Origin of the sequence: Nocardioides mangrovi, assembly GCF_020073815.1 — a bacterium.
Classification (GTDB): Bacteria; Actinomycetota; Actinomycetes; order Propionibacteriales; family Nocardioidaceae; genus Nocardioides; species Nocardioides mangrovi.
Window position 1 is genome coordinate 88,775 of the sequence record NZ_JAIQZJ010000002.1, and the last position, 19,892, is coordinate 108,666.

The following is a 19,892-nucleotide window of genomic DNA, read 5'->3' on the forward strand; positions in this document are numbered from 1 at the left end:
CCCGCGGATCGGTCACGACCGCTCCAGGAGCACCAGCACCTCGTAGTGGTCGGTGTTGGGGAACATGTCGAGCACCTGCGCCCGCACCGGCCGCAGCGACGGCATCGCCGCGAGGTCGCGGGCGAGCGTCTGCGCGTTGCAGGAGGAGTAGAGGACGTCGGGCACCTCCGATCCCTCCAGCCACCCGGCGAGCTCCGGCCCGATCCCCCGTCGCGGCGGGTTGACGACCACCAGGTCGGGCGGCGCCGCCCGACCGAGCGCCCAGGCCGTCGCGTCGCCCGCCTCGAACCGCACGCCGCCCAGGTCCGCGTCGGCCGCCGACTGGGTCGCGCTCGCGACCGCCTCGGCGCTCACCTCGACGCCGGTGACCTCCCGGGCCGTCCCCGCGAGCGCGAGGGCGAAGCCGCCCACGCCGCAGTAGAGGTCCCACACCCGCGCCGGCGCGAGCTCGCCCACCCACGACCGCGCCCGGTCGTAGAGCTCGGCCGCCATGGCGGTGTTGGTCTGGAAGAAGCTCTGAGGACGCAGGTGCAGCGCGAGCCCGGCGACCCGCATGGTCAGCGTGGCCCGCTCGGTCAGCAGGATCTCCCGATCGCCCTCGAGCACGGCCTTGTGCTCGGGCTGGAGGTTGACCGAGACCACCGCGACGGACGGCAGCTCGGCGAGCAGGCCGGGCAGGTGCTTGCGCAGCCGGGCGACCGGCTCCTGGGAGCGGAGCACGAAGCGCACCATCAGCTCGCCGTCGGGCGACTCGGTCACCAGCAGGTGCTTGAGCTCACCGCGCCTCGCGGCCAGGTCGTACGGCGCCACCGCGGCGCGGGTGACGAAGTCGGCCAGGACCGGCAGCGCGGCCTGGATGCCGGGCAGGTGGAGTGGGCAGTCGCGCAGGTCGACACCCACACCGGACGGGCCCAGGATGCCCAGCACCGGCTCCTCGGCGGTGCCGGTGACCACCATCTTGGCCTTGTTGCGGAAGCCCAGCTGCGGGCTCGCGACCGGCGGCTCCCAGGTCAGACCGGCCGGGCTGCCGAGCAGGTCGACGACCGACTCCTGCTTGGCGGCGAGCTGCGCGGCATAGGACAGGTCGAGCCAGCCGCACGAGCGGCAGCGGTCGGCGTCGAAGTGGTGGCACAGGGTCGGCATCGCCCGGCAAGGCTACGGGCGGCCGCCGACAGCGACCCAGATCACACCCCTCCGGGGAACTTCGTCGACGGTTGTCGGAATCAACCAGTCGCCCACCGGGTTGGGCCGAGCATGACCGCCGCCCTCGATCGCCGTACCGACTACCGGGTGACCTTCCTCGTGCTGTGCGTGGGCGTCGCGTCCTTCTCCCTGCTCCAGTCGATGGTCAACCCGGTGCTCCCGACGATCGAGGCCGCGCTCCACACCGACCAGTCCACGGTCACCTGGGTCCTCACGGCCTACCTCGTCTCGGCCTCGGTCTTCACGCCGATCATCGGCCGGGTCGGCGACAAGGTCGGCAAGGAGCGGATGCTCGTCGTCGCTCTCGGCGCCCTTGCGGTCGGCTCGCTGCTCGCGGCCGTCGCGGGCACCATCGGCGTGCTGATCGCGGCGCGCGTCATCCAGGGCATCGGCGGCGGTGTGCTGCCGCTGACCTTCGGCATCATCCGCGACGAGTTCCCGCGCGAGAAGGTCGCCTCCGCGATCGGTACGGCGGCCGCGCTGCTCGCCGTCGGTGGCGGCGTCGGCCTGGTCATCGCCGGCCCGCTGGTCGACGCGCTCAGCTACCACTGGCTCTTCTGGATCCCGATGATCATGACGATCGTCGCGACCGTCGCCGCCGCGGTGTGGGTGCCCGAGTCGCCCGAGCGCACGCCCGGCCGGATCAACGTCGGCACCGCGCTGCTCATGTCCGCGTGGCTGGTCGCCCTCCTCATCGGCGTCAGCCAGGGTCACCACTGGGGCTGGGGCTCGACGAAGGTCGTCGCCCTGTTCGTGGTCGCGGCCGTGCTGCTGCCCACCTGGGTCTGGGCCGAGTCGCGCAGCGACCAGCCGCTCGTCGACATGCAGATGATGCGGATCCCGACCGTGTGGACCGTCAACCTCGTCGCGCTGCTCTTCGGCTTCGCGATGTACTCGACCTTCGCCTTCCTGCCGCAGTTCCTCCAGACCCCCGAGTCGGCCGGCTACGGCTTCGGCGTCTCGGTCACCGAGTCCGGCCTGCTGCTGCTCCCGCAGACCATCGCGAGCTTCCTCGGCGGCGTCTTCGCGGGCCGGCTCGCCGCACGCTACGGCTCCAAGGCGCTGCTGGTCGTCGGCGCTGCGCTGATGGCGCTCGGCACCTTCGGCCTCACCTTCCTCCACGGAGCCGCCTGGCTGATCGTGGTCGAGTCGGTGGTCTTCGGCCTGGCCTTCGGACTGGCGTTCGCGGCGATGTCGAACCTGGTCGTCGACGCGGTCCCGCAGTCGCAGACCGGCGTCGCGAGCGGCATGAACACCAACATCCGCACCGTCGGCGGCGCGATCGGCTCCGCGGTCCTGGCCACCGTGATCACGAGCTCGGTGGAGCCCTCGGGCCTGCCGGTCGAGAGCGGCTACACGCACGGCTTCCTGCTGCTGGCGCTGATGGCCACGGCCGCCGCGGTCGTCGCGCTCTTCATCCCCGTGGTCCGGGCGAGCACGCACGTCGTCCCCGGCCCGCAGGCCGAGTCCGAGGCGGAGCTCGAGCCTCAGCCGAGCCGCACGTAGGCGCTGCGGGTCGCCGCGCCCCACCCGGCGGCGTTCCGCGCGGTCACCGTCGCCCGGACCCGCGCGCCGCGCGGGAGCCCCCTGACCTTGGCCCGGGTGTCGTCCGGCCCGAGCAGGAGCGTCCGGCCCCCGATCTTGAGCCGGTACGCCGTGACGCCGTCGTCGGGCGCCGGCTGCCAGCGCACGGTGACGTGGCGGCGCGCCGCCTTCGCGACCACCGCGGTCGGGCAGGTCGTCACCTCGGGCGTCGTGGTCGCCGTGGGCGTCGGCGATGCGGACGTCGTCGGCGACGTCGACGCGGTCGGCGTGGGCGTCGCGGTCGGGGTGGTCGGCGTGGGCGTCGCGGTGGTCGCAGGGTCCAGCTCGATCGCCGTCACGGCCGCGTCGAGGTCGACCGTCACCGACGAGCCGGTCGACGTCGCCACCGGGGCGGCGCTGTCGAGGTGGTGCACGGCGACGTCGTAGGACGACCCGAAGCCGAGCGTCACCGAGGCCGGGGTGACCGTCTGCCGGGTCTGCGAGCCCGGGTCCCAGAGCGAGGCGTCGCGCCAGAGGAGCAGCACGTAGCTGCCGTCGCTGCGCTGGGTGAGCAGGTACTTGCCGTCGGACGGCCATCCACTGACCGAGATCGGCAGCGACCCGGGGCGGAAGGACGTGCCCGGGTCGTCGAGCAGCGCCAGCAGGTTCTGCATCGTCGTGTACGCCGGCTTCGGCGACAGGTCGTGGCGCAGCAGGCCGAAGTGGGCCTCGGGGTTGGTCAGGCCCGGGTCGTCGAACTCGTCGATGAGCTCGTAGCTGTACATCCGCGAGTCGCCGCGCGAGACGTGCTCGAGCAGCAGCCGCGGGAGGTAGGCCGCCGCGACGTCCTCGGGCACGGCCGGGTGGCTGGACTGGGCGTTGAGCGCGTTGTGGTAGCCGGCCTCGGTGGTGATCGTCTTCTGCTCGGGGACCGCGTCGATCAGTGCGGCGAGCACCTTGGTGATCTCGGTCGAGGGGACGTAGCCGCCCGGGTAGACGTGGGCGTTCGCGATGTCGGCATAGGAGCTCAGACCGTCGGTCTGGGGGTAGTTCCACCGGAAGGCGAGGGCCGGCGAGAGGAGCGGCAGGTCGGCCGTGGCGGGGTTCGCCCTGGCGGCCCGGTAGAGGCCCTCCTGCCAGTCGAGCAGCTCGCTCGGCCAGTCGCTGCGGCCCGAGAGGTCCCACTCGTTGGTGCCCTCGAGGCTCTCGACCGCGCCCCCGCTCAGCTGGTCGGCGACGGTGTCGACGTAGTCGGCCGGGGTCGCGCTGTCGGTCGGGCGGCCGAGGATCAGGTCGAAGCGGACGCCGGCGCGCTGGGCGACCGCCTTGATCGCGGCGTACTGCCGCGGTGCGTCGAGGTAGAGGTCGTCGCGGACGTGGCGCACCCCGAGACCGGCGAGCGCGTCGGCGACGGCGCCGTAGTCCCGGTAGGGGGTGTCCAGGAAGTTGGTGTGGATCCCGATGCCGTAGGAGTCGACCACGGAGTCAGCCGGGATCGCCTGGAGGGTCGTGGTGCTGGCGGCACCGGCGCTCTCGGACGGCAGGGCCGCGAGGCCGGCTGCTGCGGCGACGGCGGCTCCCGCGAGCAGGGTGGCGACGGCGCGAGGCATGGGTTCTCCATCGGTCGGTGGACACGAGCACCTGAGCGATCGGCCCCTACGGTGTTCACACCGCATGGAGAATGTCCAGGGTTTGTGACGAACATGAACAACACAAGTCGTCTCGTTTCTCGCGTAACACCGTGACGACGCGCGTCGTTGAGGACGCATGCAGGGGTCGGGTCGCTTGGACTTCCTCGACGGGATCCGCGGCGTCGCGATCGCCGCGGTGCTGGCCCTGCACTGGGCGAGCTGGTACGTCCCATTTTTCCACGGCGGGTCGATCGGCGTGGACGTTTTCTTCGTTCTCAGCGGATTCGTGATCACCACGGTGCTGTGGCGCGGTACGACGCAGTGGGGCGCCTTCCTCCGCCGCCGGGTGGTCCGCCTCTACCCCGCGCTGCTCGGCCTGGTCGTCGTCAGTGTCGCCCTCTACGCCGTCACGCCCTGGGCACCGGTCGGGCCGGCCGACGTCGCGCGCCGCGGCCTGATCGCCCTCACCCAGACGTCGTCGGCCTGGGCCGCGACCCGGTCCGGCAGCATGTGGCTGCCCGGGCTCGAGCCCTTCGGGCAGACCTGGTCACTCGCCGTCGAGTGGTACTTCTACGCGCTCTGGCCGCTGCTGGTGCTGCGTGCCCGCGCCGCCGACTGGTCCGCCGCACGCCTCGCCGCCGTGAGTCTCGCGGCCGCTGCGGCGGCGTACGCGCTCGCCGTGCCGCTGCCGACCTTCGCCTTCTACTTCGGCCCCGTGGAGCGCTGCGCGGAGCTGCTGGTCGGCGCCGCGCTCGGGCTCTGGCTGGTCGACCATCCGCCGACGCCGCGACGGACCCGGGTCGCGCCCGTCGTCGCACTCGCGGCGGTCATCGGCTACGCCGTGATCGGCACCGACGCCCAGACCTGGGGCTACCGCTACGTCGGCGTGCCGCTCGCCGTGGCCGGCGCCGTGCTGCTGATCCGGGCCGGGTACGCCGGACCGGGGCCTGCGCAGCGGGTGCTCTCGCACCGGTGGCTGACCGGCCTCGGCCGGGTCAGCTACAGCCTCTACCTGTGGCACCTGCTGCCCTTCGTGCTGCTCGCCGACGCTCCGCTGCCCAAGCCGGCGCTGGGCCTGCTCGCCGTCGCCGCGGCCGCCGTCCTCACCTGGGCGAGCCACCGCCTGCTCGAGCGTCCCTTCCTGCGGCCGCGCAGCGAGCTGCTCCGGATGCGCCGGCCCGGGCGTCCCGACCCGGAGCTCAGGCCGAGTCCAGCACCCCTCGCTTGACGAGCTCGGTGACGAGGTCGTCGGCGGCCGTGGTGGTGGGGTTGAGGCCGATCCGCTCGGCGACCGAGAGCCGCAGCGACGACCCGCGCCGGCCGTGGGTGTCGAGGTCGGCGAAGAACTCCGCGAAGGGCTGCGTCCACGGGTCGTTGTCGACCACCTCGCCGGGCGCCCAGTCGAGCACGTCGGCGGGCAGGAGCTCGCGGTCGTAGGTCGACCGGTCGGGCACCAGGAACGCGATCGGCCGGTCGACGAGCAGGTAGTCGACCCAGGCGCTGGAGTAGTCGGTGACCAGGCCGGCGGACGAGCCGAGCAGCGGGTAGAGGCCGACGCCCACGCGGGCGAGGTCGTCGTCGTCGATGGTGACGACCCCCGGCGTACGACGGCGGTCGGCGTCCATCGGGTGCGGCTTGACCACCAGCTGGAGTCCGCGGTCGGCCAGGCCGGCCAGCAGCCCGGCGAGACCGGCCGCCGCGTCGTCGCGGACGACCGCCGCGTCGTGCACGCGCACCGCCCCGACCGCGCGCGGCTGGCGGAAGGTCGGCAGCCACACGACGTAGGGGCCCGTGATGCCCAGCGCCGCGAGCTGGTGGGGCGTGAGGTCCCGCCACAGCTGGTCGGTGCGGGGGTTGCCGGTGAGCAGCAGCCGGTCGCGGGGGACGTCGAACGCCTCGGCCTGGAAGCCCGAGAAGAGCGTGGTGCTGCCGACCAGGTAGGTGCTCGCCATCGGGGCCCCGACGCCGCGGGCGGGCCGCACGTCCTTGGGCCCGTCGCCGTGGAAGAGGTTGACCACCGGCTTGCGCGGCACCGGCCGCGGGCTGCCGTAGAGGCCGTGGGTGAAGAGCACGGCCTCGGCGCGCAGGTAGGCCCACAGGCCGGCCGGGCTGGCCTTGGGCACCAGCACCATGCCGCGGTCCGCGAGCGCCTCCACCTCGACCGGCACGGGCCCGCCGTCGCGCAGCCAGACGATGGTGCCGGTGTAGCGGCCGAGCAGCGCGCGGGCGACCTCGACGCCGTTGCCCTCGGTCTCGGGGCTGGCGGAGAGCACGACCGAGCGCGAGGTCGGGACCACCCGCGAGAGCAGCCGGAGGCCCACCCGCAGGCTGACCAGCACCAGGTCGAGGGCGAGGTTGCGCAGGACCCTCATACCGGGACCACCTCCCTGTCCGCGTCGGTGGCGGGGACGGCGTCGGCGAACCGGGCCACGGTGCTGGTGACCAGGAAGCCGAGCAGCCCGCCGACGGCGTGGCCGATGCCCCACGACGCCGCCACCCAGATGGTGCCGCGGTCCGCGAGCGAGAAGGCCAGCCCGAGCATCACGACCGTGCTGACCAGCTGGACCAGGATCATCGCCGGCAGGTGGGCGGCCAATCGGAGCCGCATCATCCCCCAGTAGTTGAAGGCCGCCCCGACGACCGCGAGCGCGAGCACCCGCAGGGTCGCGGTGCCCTCGTCGGAGTAGTGGGCGCCGAAGATCCGCAGGAAGGCGGGCGCGAGCGCGCACATCACCAGGCACCCGACGACCGCGAGACCGAGCAGCAGCGTGCCACCGCGGCGCACGACGGCGTGCCGGTGGTCGGGGGCGCGCTCGGCCTGGGCGTAGGCCGCGTTGGCGATCGTCAGCACCACCGCGTGCAGCAGGGTGACGACCTGGAAGCTGATGAAGTAGGTGCCGCCGGCGGTCGACCCGAGGGCGTTGACCACGAGCAGCGGGTAGACGAGCAGCGGGACGACGGTCAGCACGTAGGTGACGTAGCCGGCGGCCGCGAAGCCACGGTGGGCGAGCAGCTCGGGCGAGGGGCGCAGGCGACGTTCGCCGGGGACGCGGCGCAGGATCACCCAGACGCTCGCGAGCGCGCAGCACGCGATCGCGCCGGCGACCGAGCCGTAGAGCCCGAACGCGCCCGCCGAGGCGAGCAGGAAGGGCAGCCCGCACTTCACGACCCCGAGCAGGATGCCGTTGGTGACGAGGTAGTCGCGCACCCGGTCGATGCCGAGGAAGACGTTGTCGGTGAGCACGTTGAGGGCGGTCGCGGCGACCAGCAGCGCGAAGCCGGCGACCAGCCAGGGCGAGTGCAGCACCTCGGCCAGGCGGGGTGACGTCCACGGGAGGAGCAGGGCGTAGCCGAGCCCGAAGAGCGTGCCGGCGCCGAGGACGACGACGCCCGTGGTGAGCACGTCGCCCGTCGGGCGCGAGCTGATCGGCATGGTGCGCAGCACCACGATGTTGAGACCCAGCTGGGCGAAGAGCGCGAGCGAGTCGCCGGCGGCGACCAGCGATCCGGCCAGGCCGACGTCGTGGGGCGAGGCCAGCCGGGCCGCGATCACCCAGAATACCGCCCCCGCGCCGGCCATCAGCACGGTGGTGAGGAAGAGCAGCGCCGAGCTCGTGAGGAGGCGCCTCATCGGTAGACCCTCGCCTGCGGGGCGTCGTACACGAGGTCCATGCGGTGGTCGAGCGCACCGAGCGGGTAGCGGTAGGTGAGCAGGTCGCCGGTGTAGAAGATCGTCGACTCCCCCTGGTCGAGCACCTGCGCGTCGATGAAGACGTAGGCGTCCTTCGAGAGCATCGTCGGGTAGAGCCGGTCGGAGACCGGCGCGCGGTTGTCGCTGAGGCCGAGCAGCCGGACGTTGACGTTGCGGCTGCCGATCACCCGCGCGTTGGTGGTGTCGGCGTGGTCGACCTCCGCGAGCCAGTGGAGACCGCGGGTCTCGGCGTCGGTGGAGAAGAAGCGGTCGTAGTAGGTGCCGGCGTTGGCCAGGGCCATCCGCTGCGGCTGGTCGCCGGTGAAGGCGGGGACGACGCCGGTCAGTGCGAGGTACATGCCGACCGGCACGAGCCCGAGCAGGACGAGTGCGAGCCGGGGCCGCCAGGCGGTCACCGGCCGCAGCGCGACCACCAGGCCGAGTGCTGCGATCGGCGCGACGACGAGCAGCGTCTGCTGGAAGGCGCGCAGCACGCCGTAGTCCACCGACAGGTTGGGCACCACCACGATCGCGCCCAGCGCGGCCATCGACCCCCAGGCGAGGCAGGCCGCCTCGCGGCCGGACGCGGCCCCCATCCGGGAGCGACCCAGGCCGCGGCGCAGCACCCGGAGCAGGCCGAGGAGCAGGAAGACCTGCATCAGCGCCGCGGCCGCGATCCGGGCCAGGTCGCCGATCGGGCTGGAGGGCGTCTCAGCCAGCGCGGGCCGCAGCTCGGCGGCGACGAGGTGGGTGAAGACGCGCTGGTCCTGCGGGATCTCCGCGCGCCGGGCGTCGAGGGTCGCGTCGACGAAGAGGTCCATCCGGTCGCGCGGCGTGGTCTGGTCGCCGGACAGGATCCAGTACGACGTGTCGGACGAGCTCGGCCCGTCGACGCCCTGGCCGGTGATCGCGTCGACGGTCTCCTGGAGCACCTCCGACGCGTGGCCGCCCGTGTGGGTGACCGGGCCCGCCCACACGAGCGTGAGCGCGACCAGCGCCACCACGACGCCCGGGTGCAGCAGCACCAGCGCGCCGTCGTACGGACCGCGCCCGCGGCGGCGCCGGACCACCCCGACCAGCGCGAGGCCGACCAGGCCGGCGCCCAGCGCCATCAGCAGCACGTAGGTCGTCGAGTAGTGCGAGAGCACGACGCCCAGGCCGAGCGCGACCACCAGGACCCGGTCGTACCAGCCGCGGTGGCCCGGCTCGGTCGCGGCGAGCAGGACCAGGGCGAGGAAGAAGAAGGCCATCTCCTGGCGGACCAGGTAGGGCATGTCGGTGGCGAAGGTCGGGAACGCGATCGTGAGGATCGTGGCGACCAGCGCCAGCCGGCGGCTGACGAAGCGTCGCGACAGCAGGTAGGTGAGCACCGGCACGACCGCGAAGACCAGCTGCAGCAGCACCTCGAAGACGATCTCGCCGGAGAGGCCGGTCGCCTGGGCGAGCACCGTCGGCAGGATGGTGACGCTGAGGCAGGCGTTGTAGGCGCTCGGCAGCGCGTCGAGCTGCCACTGCTGGGCGCCGTCGGTGAGCCGGAAGGCGAGGAACTCCGCCTGGATGTCGTGACCGGTGATCCCCCAGCCGCGCAGGGAGGTGGCGAGCAGCAGCCCGGCCGAGACGAGGGCCAGGCACGCGGCGTCACGGCCCGTCGAGCGGGTCCGCCCGAGCAGCAGTGCGAGCAGCGAGCCCGCACCGGCGACGACCGCGGCGACCGCGACCGCGCCACCGGCCCCGTTGTTGAGCCGGATCGCGCCGGCCACCGAGCAGAGCAGGGAGACCACCGCGAGGGTGGGCGCCGTCGCGAACCGGGCCTCGCGGACCGCGCGGGCCGTCGTACCGGCCCACCCGGCGGGGGCCAGCGGCAGCGCCCGCCGCCAGCGCAGCACGGCGACGTCGAGCACGAGCCAGGTGATGGCCAGGGGCAGCGGCGCGAGGGGGTGCGCGACGCCGAGCCGCGGGAGCGCGGTGTTGAGCAGGAGCCCGCCGAGCAGGAGCGCGAGGATGCTGAAGCCGAAGGCGTAGGCCGCCTGCGCGAGCCGGGTGTCGCCGGGCAGCGTGGCGCGTCGGTAGAGCGCCAGCGTGGGCAGCCCCACGAAGGTCGCCAGCGCGAGCGCCGGTCGCAGCACCGGCAGGTCGAGGTCGAGGCCGACCACCGTCTGCGCCAGCACCACGAGGAGGTACGGCGCTGCGCGGGTCGCCAGTGCCCACGGGCCGGAGGCGCGCTCGGCGAGACGGCGCAGCTCCGGGGTCCAGGGCAGCGAGAAGCCGGTGCCGAGCTCGGAGGAGGACTCAGCCACGGGCGGCCTCCGCCGGTGCCGGGAGTCCCCAGCGGGCGAGCGGGATGTCGGTGTGCTCGGGCCAGCGCAGCAGGACCGGCTCGTGGATCGCCAGGATCCGGTCGAGCAGGTCGCGCGGCTCGGCGCCCCGCGAGTCCAGCGGCTCGTGGAGGCGGACGAAGGCGCCCTGCGCGTCGCGCTCGGTGGTGAGCACGACGACGGGCGCACCGGCCGCGGAGGCGAGCCGGGCCGCGCCGAAGGAGCCGAGGACCTCGCGGCCGAGGAAGCGCACCGGGGTGCGACCGGGGACGTCGGTGGCGATCGCGAGGATCTGCCCACGCTCGAGGAGCTCGACCATGCCGGCGGCGCCGACGTCGGCGCTCACCGGGGTGCCGCCGTTCATGCAGCTGATCGCGACGTGCTGGCGCAGCCACACCGGCGCCTCGTCGGTGAGCATGTAGGGGTAGGCGACCATGTGGCCCGGGAAGCCGAGACGAGCGATCGACGGGAACGCGCCGTCGTAGTGGCCGTGGTGCAGGAAGCTCAGCAGCACGCCCCGGCCCTGCTCGCTCGCCGTCCGCAGGTGCTCGACACCCTCGACGCGGAGCGAGGTGAGCAGACGCGGGTGCCAGCGGAGCTCGCCGCGGACGGCCTGGGCGTGGACGTAGGCGCGGGCGACCCGCTCGAGGTCGGCGTCGGGCCGGGTGTGGTCGAGCAGGAAGCCCATCTGGGTGCGGGCGTCCTGGCGGACGCTCTCGCGCCGCCACTCGGCGCGTGCGCGAGCGGCCGCCAGGGCGGGGACGAGTCGCTCGGGGACGCGGGCCCGGAGCCGGGCTGCTCGCTGCTCGGTGGTCGTCATCGGACTGCTCCCTCCAGGAGGCGGACGGTGCGGTCGGCCTGGCGCTCCCAGGCCCAGCGCTGCGGGTCGGGACTGGTGACCGGGTCGGTCAGGGCCTGCGCGAGCGCGTCGGCCAGGGCCACCGCGTCGCCCGGAGGGACCAGACGGCCGTCGACGCCGTCGCGCACGGCGTACGGGATGCCGCCGACGGTGGTCCCGACCACGGGGCTGCCGCAGGCCATCGCCTCGGCGAGGGTCATCCCGAAGGCCTCGGACTCGGTGAGTGACGGGAGCACGGTGACGCCCGCACGTCGGTAGTGGGGCGCCAGCGCGGCGTGGTCGACCCGGCCGTGCCAGGTGACCAGGTCGGCGACCCCGAGGTCGGCGGCGTGCTTCTGCAGGGCCTCGACGTCGTCGCCGTCGCCGACCACGTCGAGCCGGGCGCCCGGGACCAGGTCGCGCAGCCGGGGCAGCGCGTCGAGGAGCACGGGCACGCCCTTCCAGCGCGACGTCCGCTCGAGACGCCCGACGTAGAGCACCCCCCGGCCGCGCGGCTCGTCGCCCGGGCCGAAGACGGTCGTGTCGACGCCCGGCGGGAGCAGGTGCGCGCGGCCGGTGGCGTGCGCGAGGGAGGCGGGCGAGACGGCGACCAGCTCGCGGCAGCGGTCGAGGACGCGCGGCAGCACCCGGCGCTCGTAGGCGCGCAGCAGCGGGTCGGCGGGATGACCGCCCTTGACCATCGAGCCGGAGTGGTAGGTCAGCACGACCGGCGCCGCGGAGACGTACGCCGCGAGGTCGGCCAGCCCGGGCACGGGGGCGTGGGCGCTGACCACGTCGACGTCGGCGAGCAGTCGGCGCAGCTGGACCGGCCAGGCCGGGTGGACTGGGGTGTTCGAGACGGTCAGCCAGGTGCCGAGCCGCACCACCCGCATCCCGTCGTACGTCGTCTCGGTGCGGCGCCGGCCGCGGCCGGTGGTGACGACGAGGACGTCGTGGCCGGCGTCGCGCAGGGTGCGGGCCACCCAGGCGGCGTACTCCTCGACGCCGCCGGCGTCCGGTGGGAAGCGCGGCGTGACGACGGCGGCCCTCATGAGGCGGCCCCTGCCGTCGACCACTGCCCCGGGCAGGCTGCGTGGACGCGCTGGTCGAGGTCGGGCAGGCGGACGTCGAGCTGGTAGCGGCGACCGGCGCCTCGCAGCGTCTCGTCGACGGTGACGGACCGGCCGGGGTCGACGGTGACGGTGCCGGTCCGGCGTACGCCGCCCGCGGTGACCACGTAGGCGAGGTCGCGGGCGTCGGCGAGGTGGCTGGTGACCGTGAAGGTCGCGTGCGCGTCGCGCCCGGCGGCCGAGCACACCTCGAGCGTGCCCGTGGCGCTCCGGGCGAAGCCGAGCTCGACGTAGCGCTGCGGCTCGTGGGTCGCGGACAGCCGCAGCTGGTCGCGCACGCCCGGCAGCAGCACCGCCGCGACGGCGACCACCACGACCACGAGCACGGTCACGGGCAGCACCCGCTGCCACCAGCGCGGTGCTGCGTGCAGGCTCCCCACCAGCCCAACCCTCCCCAGGTCCAGATCCCCATCCATGCCCCCGAGACCGGTTCAACGTCAGGGTGTCGCCCGGGTTACGCGGAGGCATACTCGCCGCCGTGAGTCACCGAGTCCTGCACGTCGCGCACCACGCCGTGCCCCACCTCGGCGGGTTGGAAACCGTCGTCGCCGCCGAGACCCGTGGGCTGGCCGCGCGCGGCTGGGAGGTCGCGCTGGTCACCAGCGCGACCGCCACCCGGCCGGGCACGACCGTCGCGGACGGCGTGCGCGCCGTCCGGGTCCGCGCCTGGAACGGGCTCGAGGAGCGGTACGGCGTGCCCTTCCCGCTCTACTCCCCGCGGCTGGTCGGCGCGCTCGCCCGCGAGGTACGCCGGGCCGACGTCGTCCACGTGCACGACGTGCTCTACCTCACGAGCTGGGTGGCCGCGCTGTGGTGCCGGCTGCTGCGCACGCCGTACGTCGTGCACCGCCACGTCGGCTTCGTCCACCACTCCTCGGCGCTGGTGCGACTGGTCCAGGCGGCCGTGGTCGCGACGATCGGCCGGTTCGTGCTCGGTGGAGCGCGGGTGGTGCTGCCGATCGACGAGCACGTCGCGGCGTCGCTCCCGGCATCCGCGCGGGTCGAGGTGCTCGGCAACGGCGTCGACACCGACCGCTTCCACCCGGGCCCCCGGCCCGACGACCGGCTGCCCCGGGTCCTCTTCGTCGGCAGGTTCGTGCCGAAGAAGGGGTTCGAGCTGGTGGCGGCCGCAGCCGACGACGCCTACGAGATCGCGTTCGCCGGCGGCGACCGCCCGCGCGGCCTCGACGACCCGCGACTCACCTTCCTGGGCGTCGTGCCGGTCGCGGAGATGCCCGACGCCTACGCCCGTGCGGACGTCATGGTCGTCGCCTCGGTCGGCGAGTGCCCGCTCACGGTGCTGGAGGCGATGGCGTCGGGGCTGCCGGTGCTGCTGCGCGAGGATCCCGCCCTGCACACCGAGTGGACCTCGGGCCCGGGTGTGCGCTTCGTCGACATGGACGCCGGCGACCTGCGGGCCGCCCTGCGCACGCTGGTCGCCGACCGGGACGAGATGCGCCGGCTCGGCGAGGACGGCGCGGCGTACGCACGAGCGGCCTACTCCTGGGACGTGCACGTCGATCGTCTGGACCGGATCTACCGGGAGGCTACCCGGCCGTAACCCCACGTTGCCCGTCACGTTGGGTGGGGCGTCACCTAGCCGGAACCAGTCGACTTGTGGGGGGTTCGACCTGTGTCTGTTGCCACGCGCTACCGCATCGCCGCGATCGTCCCGTGCCACAACGAAGAGGTCGCCGTCGCGACCGTGGTGCGTGACCTGATCGAGGCCATCCCGGGCATGACCGTCTACGTCTACGACAACGGGAGCACGGACGAGACGGCCGACCGCGCCGCCGACGCCGGCGCGGTCGTGTGCCGAGAGCCCATGCTGGGCAAGGGGAACGCGGTCCGACGGGCATTCGCCGACATCGACGCCGACATCTACCTGCTCATCGACGGCGACGACACCTACGACGCGGCCGCGGCGCCGGAGATGGTCGCGAAGCTGGTGGCCGACAACCTCGACCAGGTCGTCGGCGTACGCCGCGGCTCGGCGTACCGCCAGGGTCATGAGCGCGGCAACCGGGCGCTCAACCGCATCGTCGGCGGCATCTTCGGCGACACGATGGGCGACATGCTCTCGGGCTACCGAGTCTTCTCCCGCCGGTTCGTGAAGAGCTTCCCGGCCGTGTCGCGCGAGTTCGAGATCGAGACCGAGCTGACCGTCCACTCGCTCGCGCTGCGGATCCCGTCCGAGACCCACGACATCGCGTTCAGCGACCGCGCGGAGGGCTCGGAGTCCAAGCTGCGCACCTACCGCGACGGCTGGAAGATCCTCAACGTCATCCTCAACCTGACTCGGCACGAGCGCCCGATCTACTTCTACGGCCTGATCTCGGTGCTCTTCTGGTTCGTGGCGGCCGCGCTCGCCGCGCCGGTGATCGCCGACTACGTCCGGACCGGCATGGTGCCGCGGCTGCCGAGCCTCGTGGTCGCGTCGTTCCTCGTCCTCATCGGCTGCCTGTGCTTCACCGTCGGTCTGATCATGGACGGCACCCGCAAGGCCCGCCACGAGGTGAGCCGGCTCTCCTACGTGCGGCACCCGTCGGTGCGCAGCACCTACGTGCGCGACCCCGAGTACCACGACCAGCCGCCGGTCGCCGTACCGCTCGTCCCCGCTCCGCGCGCGGGCTGACACCGCGGCTGAGACGGACCCACCCGCCCACCGGGGCTCGGCTAGCGTCGTGACATGTCGCTCCTCCAGGCGCCGCCGACCTCCCGTCCCCGTTCGCTCGCCCGGATCGCGCTCGGCGCGATCCTGGTCTTCGCCGGGGTCAGCCACCTGACCTTCGCCCGCGAGGAGTTCGAGGCCCAGGTGCCGTCGTGGTTCCCGGGCCCGAAGGACCCGGTCGTGGTGGTCTCCGGCATCGTCGAGATCAGCCTCGGCGCCGCCCTGGTCGGCTTCGCCCGGGGACGGGTGGGCGTCGGACTGGTGGTCGCCGCCTTCTTCGTCGCGATCTTCCCCGGCAACATCGCGCAGTACGTCGAGCACCGGGACGCCTTCGGTCTCGACACCGACCAGAAGCGCTTCGTCCGGCTCTTCTTCCAGCCGGTGCTCGTGGTCTGGGCGCTGTGGTCCACCGGTGCCTGGCGGGACCGCCCGCGCCGCTGAGCCCCGCTCCTCATCCGGCGCAGTCGGCCAGCGCCTCGTCGGTGCGGTCGTCGGGCTCGTGGACCTCGAGGTCCTGCAGGTGCCCGGAGGCGAGGTCGTCGGCGAGCAGTCGTCGTACGTCGCGTGCCGCGACCCCGGGCTGCCAGACCATCGCGACCCGCCGCCCACGCAGCTCCGACCACGTCGCCCCGCGACGCAGCCAGCCGTCCATCAGCACGTCGGTCTGGGGCGGGTGGGCCGGCACCAGGCTCGCCCAGGCGAGCGTGAGCGGCCCCGGGCAGACGAGCCCGGTCAGCCGTAGACCGGTGCCGTCCGGGCGGGCGCGGACGAGGTCGCGGACCGCGAGCGGCACGTGGAAGGAGTTGCCCCGCAGCTCGTAGAGCCCCCCGCTCGCGACGGCCCGCACCGGCACCGCCCGGACGACCTCGACGGCCGCCGCGCCGCGTCGCCGGATCCCGATCTCGACACCGTCACCCCTGGTCCGCGCGCCCACGGACCCATCCCAGCAGGGACCACCGACAGTGGAGGTCGCGCAGCGGACGGCCTCGGCGGCGGCACCACCAGCCTCACTCGCCACACTCCTCAGGCGACTCCGTCACTTCTCGGCCGATGCAACGCCTGAGAAGTGCGGCATTCACCGGTGCACCGGTGAATGCCGCGCTAGCCGAGCCGCTCCACCCGCAGCCGCAGCGCGTTGCCGATCACCGAGACCGACGAGAGCGCCATGGCGGCGGCCGCGATCATCGGCGAGAGCAGCATGCCGGTGACCGGGTAGAGCACGCCGGCGGCGATCGGGATGCCGGCGGCGTTGTAGACGAACGCGAAGCCGAGGTTCTGCCGGATGTTGCGCATCGTCCGCTCCGACAGGGTCCGGGCCCGGAGGATGCCGGTCAGGTCGCCTCCGAGCAGGGTGATCCCGGCCGACTCCATCGCCACGTCGGTGCCCGACGACATCGCCAGCCCGACGTCGGCGGCCGCCAGCGCGGGTGCGTCGTTGACGCCGTCACCGGCCATCGCGACCACGCGGCCCTCGCGCTGCAGCCGCTGCACGACCTCGGCCTTGTGGTCGGGCAGCACCTCGGCCTCGACCCGGTCGATCCCGAGCGTCCGGGCGACGGCCTCGGCGGTGGCGCGGTTGTCGCCGGTGAGCATGACCACCGCGATGCCGTCCGCACGCAGGCCCGCGAGCGCGGCCGGGGTGGTCTCCTTGACCGCGTCGGCGATCGCGACCAGACCGGCGAGCGCGCCGTCGACCGCGACGTGGACGACCGTCGCGCCCTCGGCCCGCAGGCGGGCGGCGTCGGCCTCCAGCGTCGCGACCTCGACACCCCGCTCCCCCAGGAACGCCGCGGTCCCGAGCACCACGGACCGCCCCTCGACCGTGCCGAGGACGCCCCGGCCGGCGGGGGCGTCGAAGTCCGTCACGGGAGGTACGGCGAGGCCACGCTCGTCCGCGGCGTCCACGACCGCCCGGCCGAGCGGGTGCTCGGAGGCACGCTCGACCGCGGCGGCCAGGCGCAGCAGCTCGTCCCCGTCGAACGGGCCGACGACCTCGGTGACGGACGGGCGACCCTCGGTGAGGGTGCCGGTCTTGTCGACCACGAGGGTGTCGACCTTCTCCAGCCGCTCGAGCGCCTCGGCGTTCTTGATGAGCACGCCCACGTGGGCACCCCGACCGACGCCGACCATGATCGACATCGGTGTCGCCAGGCCGAGGGCACAGGGGCAGGCGATGATCAGCACGGCGACCGCGACGACGAGTGCGTGGGCCAGCCGCGGCTCCGGCCCGACCAGGGCCCAGACGACGAACGCCAGCAGGGCCACGCCGATGACCGCCGGCACGAAGATGCCGGCCACGCGATCGGCGGTGCGCTGGATCGGCGCCCGCGAGCGCTGCGCCTCGGCGACCATCGCGACGATCCGCGACAGCATCGTGTCGCGCCCGACGCTCTGCGCGCGCATGGTCAGCGATCCGGTCTGGTTGACCGTGCCCCCGATGACCGGGTCACCGGCCTCGCGGGTCACCGGCATCGACTCGCCGGTCACCAACGACTCGTCGAGCGTGGACCGGCCGTCGACGACCTCACCGTCGACGGGCACCTTGTCGCCCGGCCGGACCCGGAGGAGGTCGCCGACGACGACCTCCTCGAGCGCGACCTCGTCGTCGCCGCCGTCCTCGCGGACCCGCCGGGCCGTGGTCGGGGTCAGCCCGAGCAGCGCCTTGATCGCGCCCGAGGTCTGCTCACGCGCGCGGAGCTCGAGCACCTGGCCGAGCAGCACCAGCGCGGTGATCACCGACGCGGCCTCGAAGTAGACGCCGACGTCGCCGTCCTCGCGGAAGGCGTCGGGGAAGATCCCGGGCGCCACCGTCGCCACCACGGAGTAGACCCAGGCGACACCGGTGCCCATCGCGATCAGGGTGAACATGTTGAGGTTGCGGGTCCGCACCGACGCCCAGCCGCGCACGAAGAACGGCCACCCCGCCCACAGCACCACCGGCGTGGCCAGCACCAGCTGCACCCACGGCAGCCTCTCGGCCATCCCGAGGACCAGCACCGGGACGGCGAGCACGACGCTGACCCAGAAGCGCCGGGTCATGTCGACGAGCTCTTCGCTCGGCCCGGTCTCCGCGGTGACCAGCACGGGCTCGAGCGCCATGCCGCAGATCGGGCACGCGCCCGGACCGTGCTGCCGCACCTCGGGGTGCATCGGGCAGGTGTACTCAGCAACCTCCTGACCTGCGGGCACCTCGATCTCCGGCGCGTGGCCGTGGAGGTAGGCGTGCGGGTCGGCGAGGAACTTCTCGCGGCAGCCGGGGTTGCAGAAGAAGTACTCATGCCCGTCGTACGTCGCGCGGTGCTCGGCGGTCGCCGGGTCCACGCTCATCCCGCACACGGGGTCGGTCGCGCGGTCGGTGGCATGACTGCTCATGCCACCGACCATACCCCCTGGGGGTATCGAGTCAAGTCCGGGTCAGGCGTGCGCCCTCGGTCGCGGCACCGTCAGCACGAGCACCGCCGCGAGCGCTGCGGCGCCGGCGCACACCGCGAAGAGCCAGCGGTACGCCGTCAGGCTGGCCGCCGCGTCTACGACCTGACCGTCGGCCACCTCGTAGACGAGCGAGGACGCCAGGATGCTGGTGCCGACCGCGGTCGCCAGGGTGCTGCCCAGGCTGCGGAAGAGCGTGTTGAGGCCGTTGGCGGCGGCGATCTCGTGGGGCGGGGTGTAGGCGTTGATGAGCGACGGCATCGCGGCGTACCCGATGCCGGTGCCGATGCCCACGACCGTCGCGCCGACGAAGATCTGCCACAGCTCGCCGGTCAGGACGATCCGCAGCAGCCAGCCGGCGGCGACGATCGCCGCGCCGAGAGCGAGCGTCTGCGGCGCACCGCGGAGCACGATCAGGCGGGCGGCGAGCGGCGCGAAGACCAGCATCGCCAGGCCGCTCGGCAGCATCGCCAGGCCGCCGACCAGGAGGCTGGACTCGAAGCCGTAGCCGGTCCACTTCCCCGCCTCGACGAAGGTCGAGGTGCCGATGAACGAGGCGAAGAGCGCGAAGCCGAAACAGATCGAGGCGAGGTTGGTCATCAGGATCGGGCGGCGGGTCAACGCCTTGAGGTCCACCAGCGCGTCGCGGGTGCGCAGCTCGAACCACGCGAAGACGGCGAAGACGACCACCGACGCCGCGAGCAGCAGCCACACCCGGCCCGAGCCCCAGCCCCACTCGTGGGCCTGCTCGAGCGGCAGGATCAGGCAGACCAGGCCGGCGGAGAGCAGCACCGCGCCGACCAGGTCGACCCGGCCACCCTCGCGCTGGCGGGACTCCGGGACGACCAGCAGGATGCCGACGAAGGCGATCGCGCCGACGACGGTGTTGATCCAGAAGAGCGCGTGCCAGTCGGCGTGCTCGGCCACCAGGCCGGCCAGCGGCAGGCCGAGCGATCCGCCGACGCCGAGCATCGCGCTGATCAGCGCGACCGAGGAGGCCACCCGCTCCCGCGGCATCAGCGTCGCCAGGAGGCTGATACCGAGCGGGATCGCGGCACCCGACGCGCCCTGGATGGCCCGGCCGACGATGAGCCAGCCGAGGTCGTCGGAGAGCGCGTCGATCAGCGAGCCGACGGTGAGCGCGCCGAGCGCGACCAGCAGCATCAGGCGCTTGCCGAACATGTCGCCGAGGCGACCCAGGATCGGCACCGCGACGGCACCGGCGAGCAGGGTCGAGGTGAGCAGCCAGTTCGCGGAGGCGCCGTACTCCTCCTGGAGCTCGCCGAGCACCGGCACCAGCATCGACTGGGTGAGCGAGACGACGAGGGCACCGAGGCCGACGAAGAGCAGCTCGAGGTTGGCGCGGCTGCTCGAGGTGTGGGCGCGGACGGCGGCGTCCTCGGGCTCGGCGCCGGCGGTGAGTTCGGGGGATTCGGTCACCTCGACATCGTACGTCGCGC

16 protein-coding genes are annotated in these 19,892 nt (G+C 73.6%); 5 read left to right on the top strand and 11 right to left on the bottom strand.

The window, feature by feature from the left end; translation table 11 throughout:
- Window positions 1-12: 12 nt before the first annotated feature.
- Entirely contained in the window at window positions 13-1,143 is a 1,131-nt protein-coding gene (rlmC, locus tag K8U61_RS05730) for a 23S rRNA (uracil(747)-C(5))-methyltransferase RlmC (RefSeq protein ID WP_224122029.1), read from the bottom strand.
- A gap of 111 nt (window positions 1,144-1,254) precedes the next feature.
- On the opposite strand from rlmC, the gene K8U61_RS05735 reads away from it, so the two are divergent.
- Complete coding sequence (locus K8U61_RS05735) at window positions 1,255-2,709, top strand: MFS transporter (protein WP_224122030.1); 1,455 nt, start codon at window positions 1,255-1,257, stop codon at window positions 2,707-2,709.
- Here K8U61_RS05735 and K8U61_RS05740 read toward each other — a convergent pair.
- Window positions 2,691-4,337, bottom strand: a complete 1,647-nt coding sequence (locus tag K8U61_RS05740) for a fibronectin type III domain-containing protein (protein ID WP_224122031.1) — start codon at window positions 4,335-4,337, stop codon at window positions 2,691-2,693. The two genes, K8U61_RS05735 and K8U61_RS05740, sit on opposite strands and share 19 nt — an antisense overlap.
- Window positions 4,338-4,512: 175 nt before the next feature.
- On the opposite strand from K8U61_RS05740, the gene K8U61_RS05745 reads away from it, so the two are divergent.
- On the top strand, window positions 4,513-5,586 hold the full coding sequence (locus K8U61_RS05745) for an acyltransferase family protein (RefSeq protein WP_224122032.1): 1,074 nt from the start codon (window positions 4,513-4,515) through the stop codon (window positions 5,584-5,586).
- Here K8U61_RS05745 and K8U61_RS05750 read toward each other — a convergent pair.
- The 6 genes from K8U61_RS05750 to K8U61_RS05775 are packed head-to-tail and all read right to left on the bottom strand — an operon-like array spanning window position 5,558 to window position 12,712.
- Window positions 5,558-6,730, bottom strand: a complete 1,173-nt coding sequence (locus tag K8U61_RS05750) for a CDP-glycerol glycerophosphotransferase family protein (protein WP_224122033.1) — start codon at window positions 6,728-6,730, stop codon at window positions 5,558-5,560. The two genes, K8U61_RS05745 and K8U61_RS05750, sit on opposite strands and share 29 nt — an antisense overlap.
- Window positions 6,727-7,989, bottom strand: coding sequence for a lipopolysaccharide biosynthesis protein (locus tag K8U61_RS05755; protein WP_224122034.1), 1,263 nt, complete (start codon window positions 7,987-7,989; stop codon window positions 6,727-6,729). Before K8U61_RS05755 ends, K8U61_RS05750 begins: the two co-directional genes overlap by 4 nt.
- A complete protein-coding gene (locus tag K8U61_RS05760) occupies window positions 7,986-10,346 on the bottom strand; it encodes a hypothetical protein (protein WP_224122035.1) in 2,361 nt (786 codons plus the stop codon). Before K8U61_RS05760 ends, K8U61_RS05755 begins: the two co-directional genes overlap by 4 nt.
- Window positions 10,339-11,184: a lysophospholipid acyltransferase family protein gene (locus tag K8U61_RS05765; protein WP_224122036.1), complete on the bottom strand. Its 846-nt coding sequence runs from the start codon at window positions 11,182-11,184 to the stop codon at window positions 10,339-10,341. The genes K8U61_RS05760 and K8U61_RS05765 overlap by 8 nt, the downstream gene beginning before the upstream one ends.
- A complete protein-coding gene (locus K8U61_RS05770) occupies window positions 11,181-12,254 on the bottom strand; it encodes a glycosyltransferase family 4 protein (protein ID WP_224122037.1) in 1,074 nt (357 codons plus the stop codon). Before K8U61_RS05770 ends, K8U61_RS05765 begins: the two co-directional genes overlap by 4 nt.
- Complete coding sequence (locus tag K8U61_RS05775; RefSeq protein WP_224122038.1) at window positions 12,251-12,712, bottom strand: hypothetical protein; 462 nt, start codon at window positions 12,710-12,712, stop codon at window positions 12,251-12,253. Before K8U61_RS05775 ends, K8U61_RS05770 begins: the two co-directional genes overlap by 4 nt.
- Window positions 12,713-12,810: 98 nt before the next feature.
- Between K8U61_RS05775 and K8U61_RS05780 the strand changes: the two genes are divergently transcribed.
- The 3 genes from K8U61_RS05780 (at window position 12,811) to K8U61_RS05790 (ending at window position 15,444) form a co-directional block, all read left to right on the top strand.
- Window positions 12,811-13,893: a glycosyltransferase family 4 protein gene (locus K8U61_RS05780; protein ID WP_224122039.1), complete on the top strand. Its 1,083-nt coding sequence runs from the start codon at window positions 12,811-12,813 to the stop codon at window positions 13,891-13,893.
- Between the two features lie 72 nt (window positions 13,894-13,965).
- Window positions 13,966-14,967, top strand: coding sequence for a glycosyltransferase family 2 protein (locus K8U61_RS05785; RefSeq protein WP_224122040.1), 1,002 nt, complete (start codon window positions 13,966-13,968; stop codon window positions 14,965-14,967).
- Window positions 14,968-15,021: 54 nt separating this feature from the next.
- Window positions 15,022-15,444: a DoxX family protein gene (locus K8U61_RS05790; RefSeq protein WP_224122041.1), complete on the top strand. Its 423-nt coding sequence runs from the start codon at window positions 15,022-15,024 to the stop codon at window positions 15,442-15,444.
- A 10-nt stretch (window positions 15,445-15,454) separates the two neighbouring features.
- Here the strand turns inward: K8U61_RS05790 and K8U61_RS05795 are convergent, their stop codons facing one another.
- The 3 genes from K8U61_RS05795 to K8U61_RS05805 form a co-directional block, all read right to left on the bottom strand.
- Window positions 15,455-15,937 (bottom strand): hypothetical protein, encoded by a 483-nt coding sequence (locus K8U61_RS05795; protein ID WP_224122042.1) that lies wholly within the window; start codon window positions 15,935-15,937, stop codon window positions 15,455-15,457.
- A 167-nt stretch (window positions 15,938-16,104) separates the two neighbouring features.
- Complete coding sequence (locus tag K8U61_RS05800; protein ID WP_224122043.1) at window positions 16,105-18,375, bottom strand: heavy metal translocating P-type ATPase; 2,271 nt, start codon at window positions 18,373-18,375, stop codon at window positions 16,105-16,107.
- Window positions 18,376-18,417: 42 nt separating this feature from the next.
- A complete protein-coding gene (locus K8U61_RS05805; protein ID WP_224122044.1) occupies window positions 18,418-19,872 on the bottom strand; it encodes an MFS transporter in 1,455 nt (484 codons plus the stop codon).
- Window positions 19,873-19,892: the final 20 nt, after the last annotated feature.

Bases quoted from the DNA above. Each gene is read 5' to 3' on its own strand.
- K8U61_RS05800 (WP_224122043.1), bottom strand. From the start codon at position 18,375: ATGAGCAGTCATGCCACCGACCGCGCGACCGACCCCGTGTGCGGGATG.
- K8U61_RS05735 (WP_224122030.1), top strand. From the start codon at position 1,255: ATGACCGCCGCCCTCGATCGCCGTACCGACTACCGGGTGACCTTCCTC.
- K8U61_RS05750 (WP_224122033.1), bottom strand. From the start codon at position 6,730: ATGAGGGTCCTGCGCAACCTCGCCCTCGACCTGGTGCTGGTCAGCCTG.
- K8U61_RS05765 (WP_224122036.1), bottom strand. From the start codon at position 11,184: ATGACGACCACCGAGCAGCGAGCAGCCCGGCTCCGGGCCCGCGTCCCC.
- K8U61_RS05755 (WP_224122034.1), bottom strand. From the start codon at position 7,989: ATGAGGCGCCTCCTCACGAGCTCGGCGCTGCTCTTCCTCACCACCGTG.
- K8U61_RS05770 (WP_224122037.1), bottom strand. From the start codon at position 12,254: ATGAGGGCCGCCGTCGTCACGCCGCGCTTCCCACCGGACGCCGGCGGC.
- K8U61_RS05740 (WP_224122031.1), bottom strand. From the start codon at position 4,337: ATGCCTCGCGCCGTCGCCACCCTGCTCGCGGGAGCCGCCGTCGCCGCA.
- K8U61_RS05790 (WP_224122041.1), top strand. From the start codon at position 15,022: ATGTCGCTCCTCCAGGCGCCGCCGACCTCCCGTCCCCGTTCGCTCGCC.
- rlmC (WP_224122029.1), bottom strand. From the start codon at position 1,143: ATGCCGACCCTGTGCCACCACTTCGACGCCGACCGCTGCCGCTCGTGC.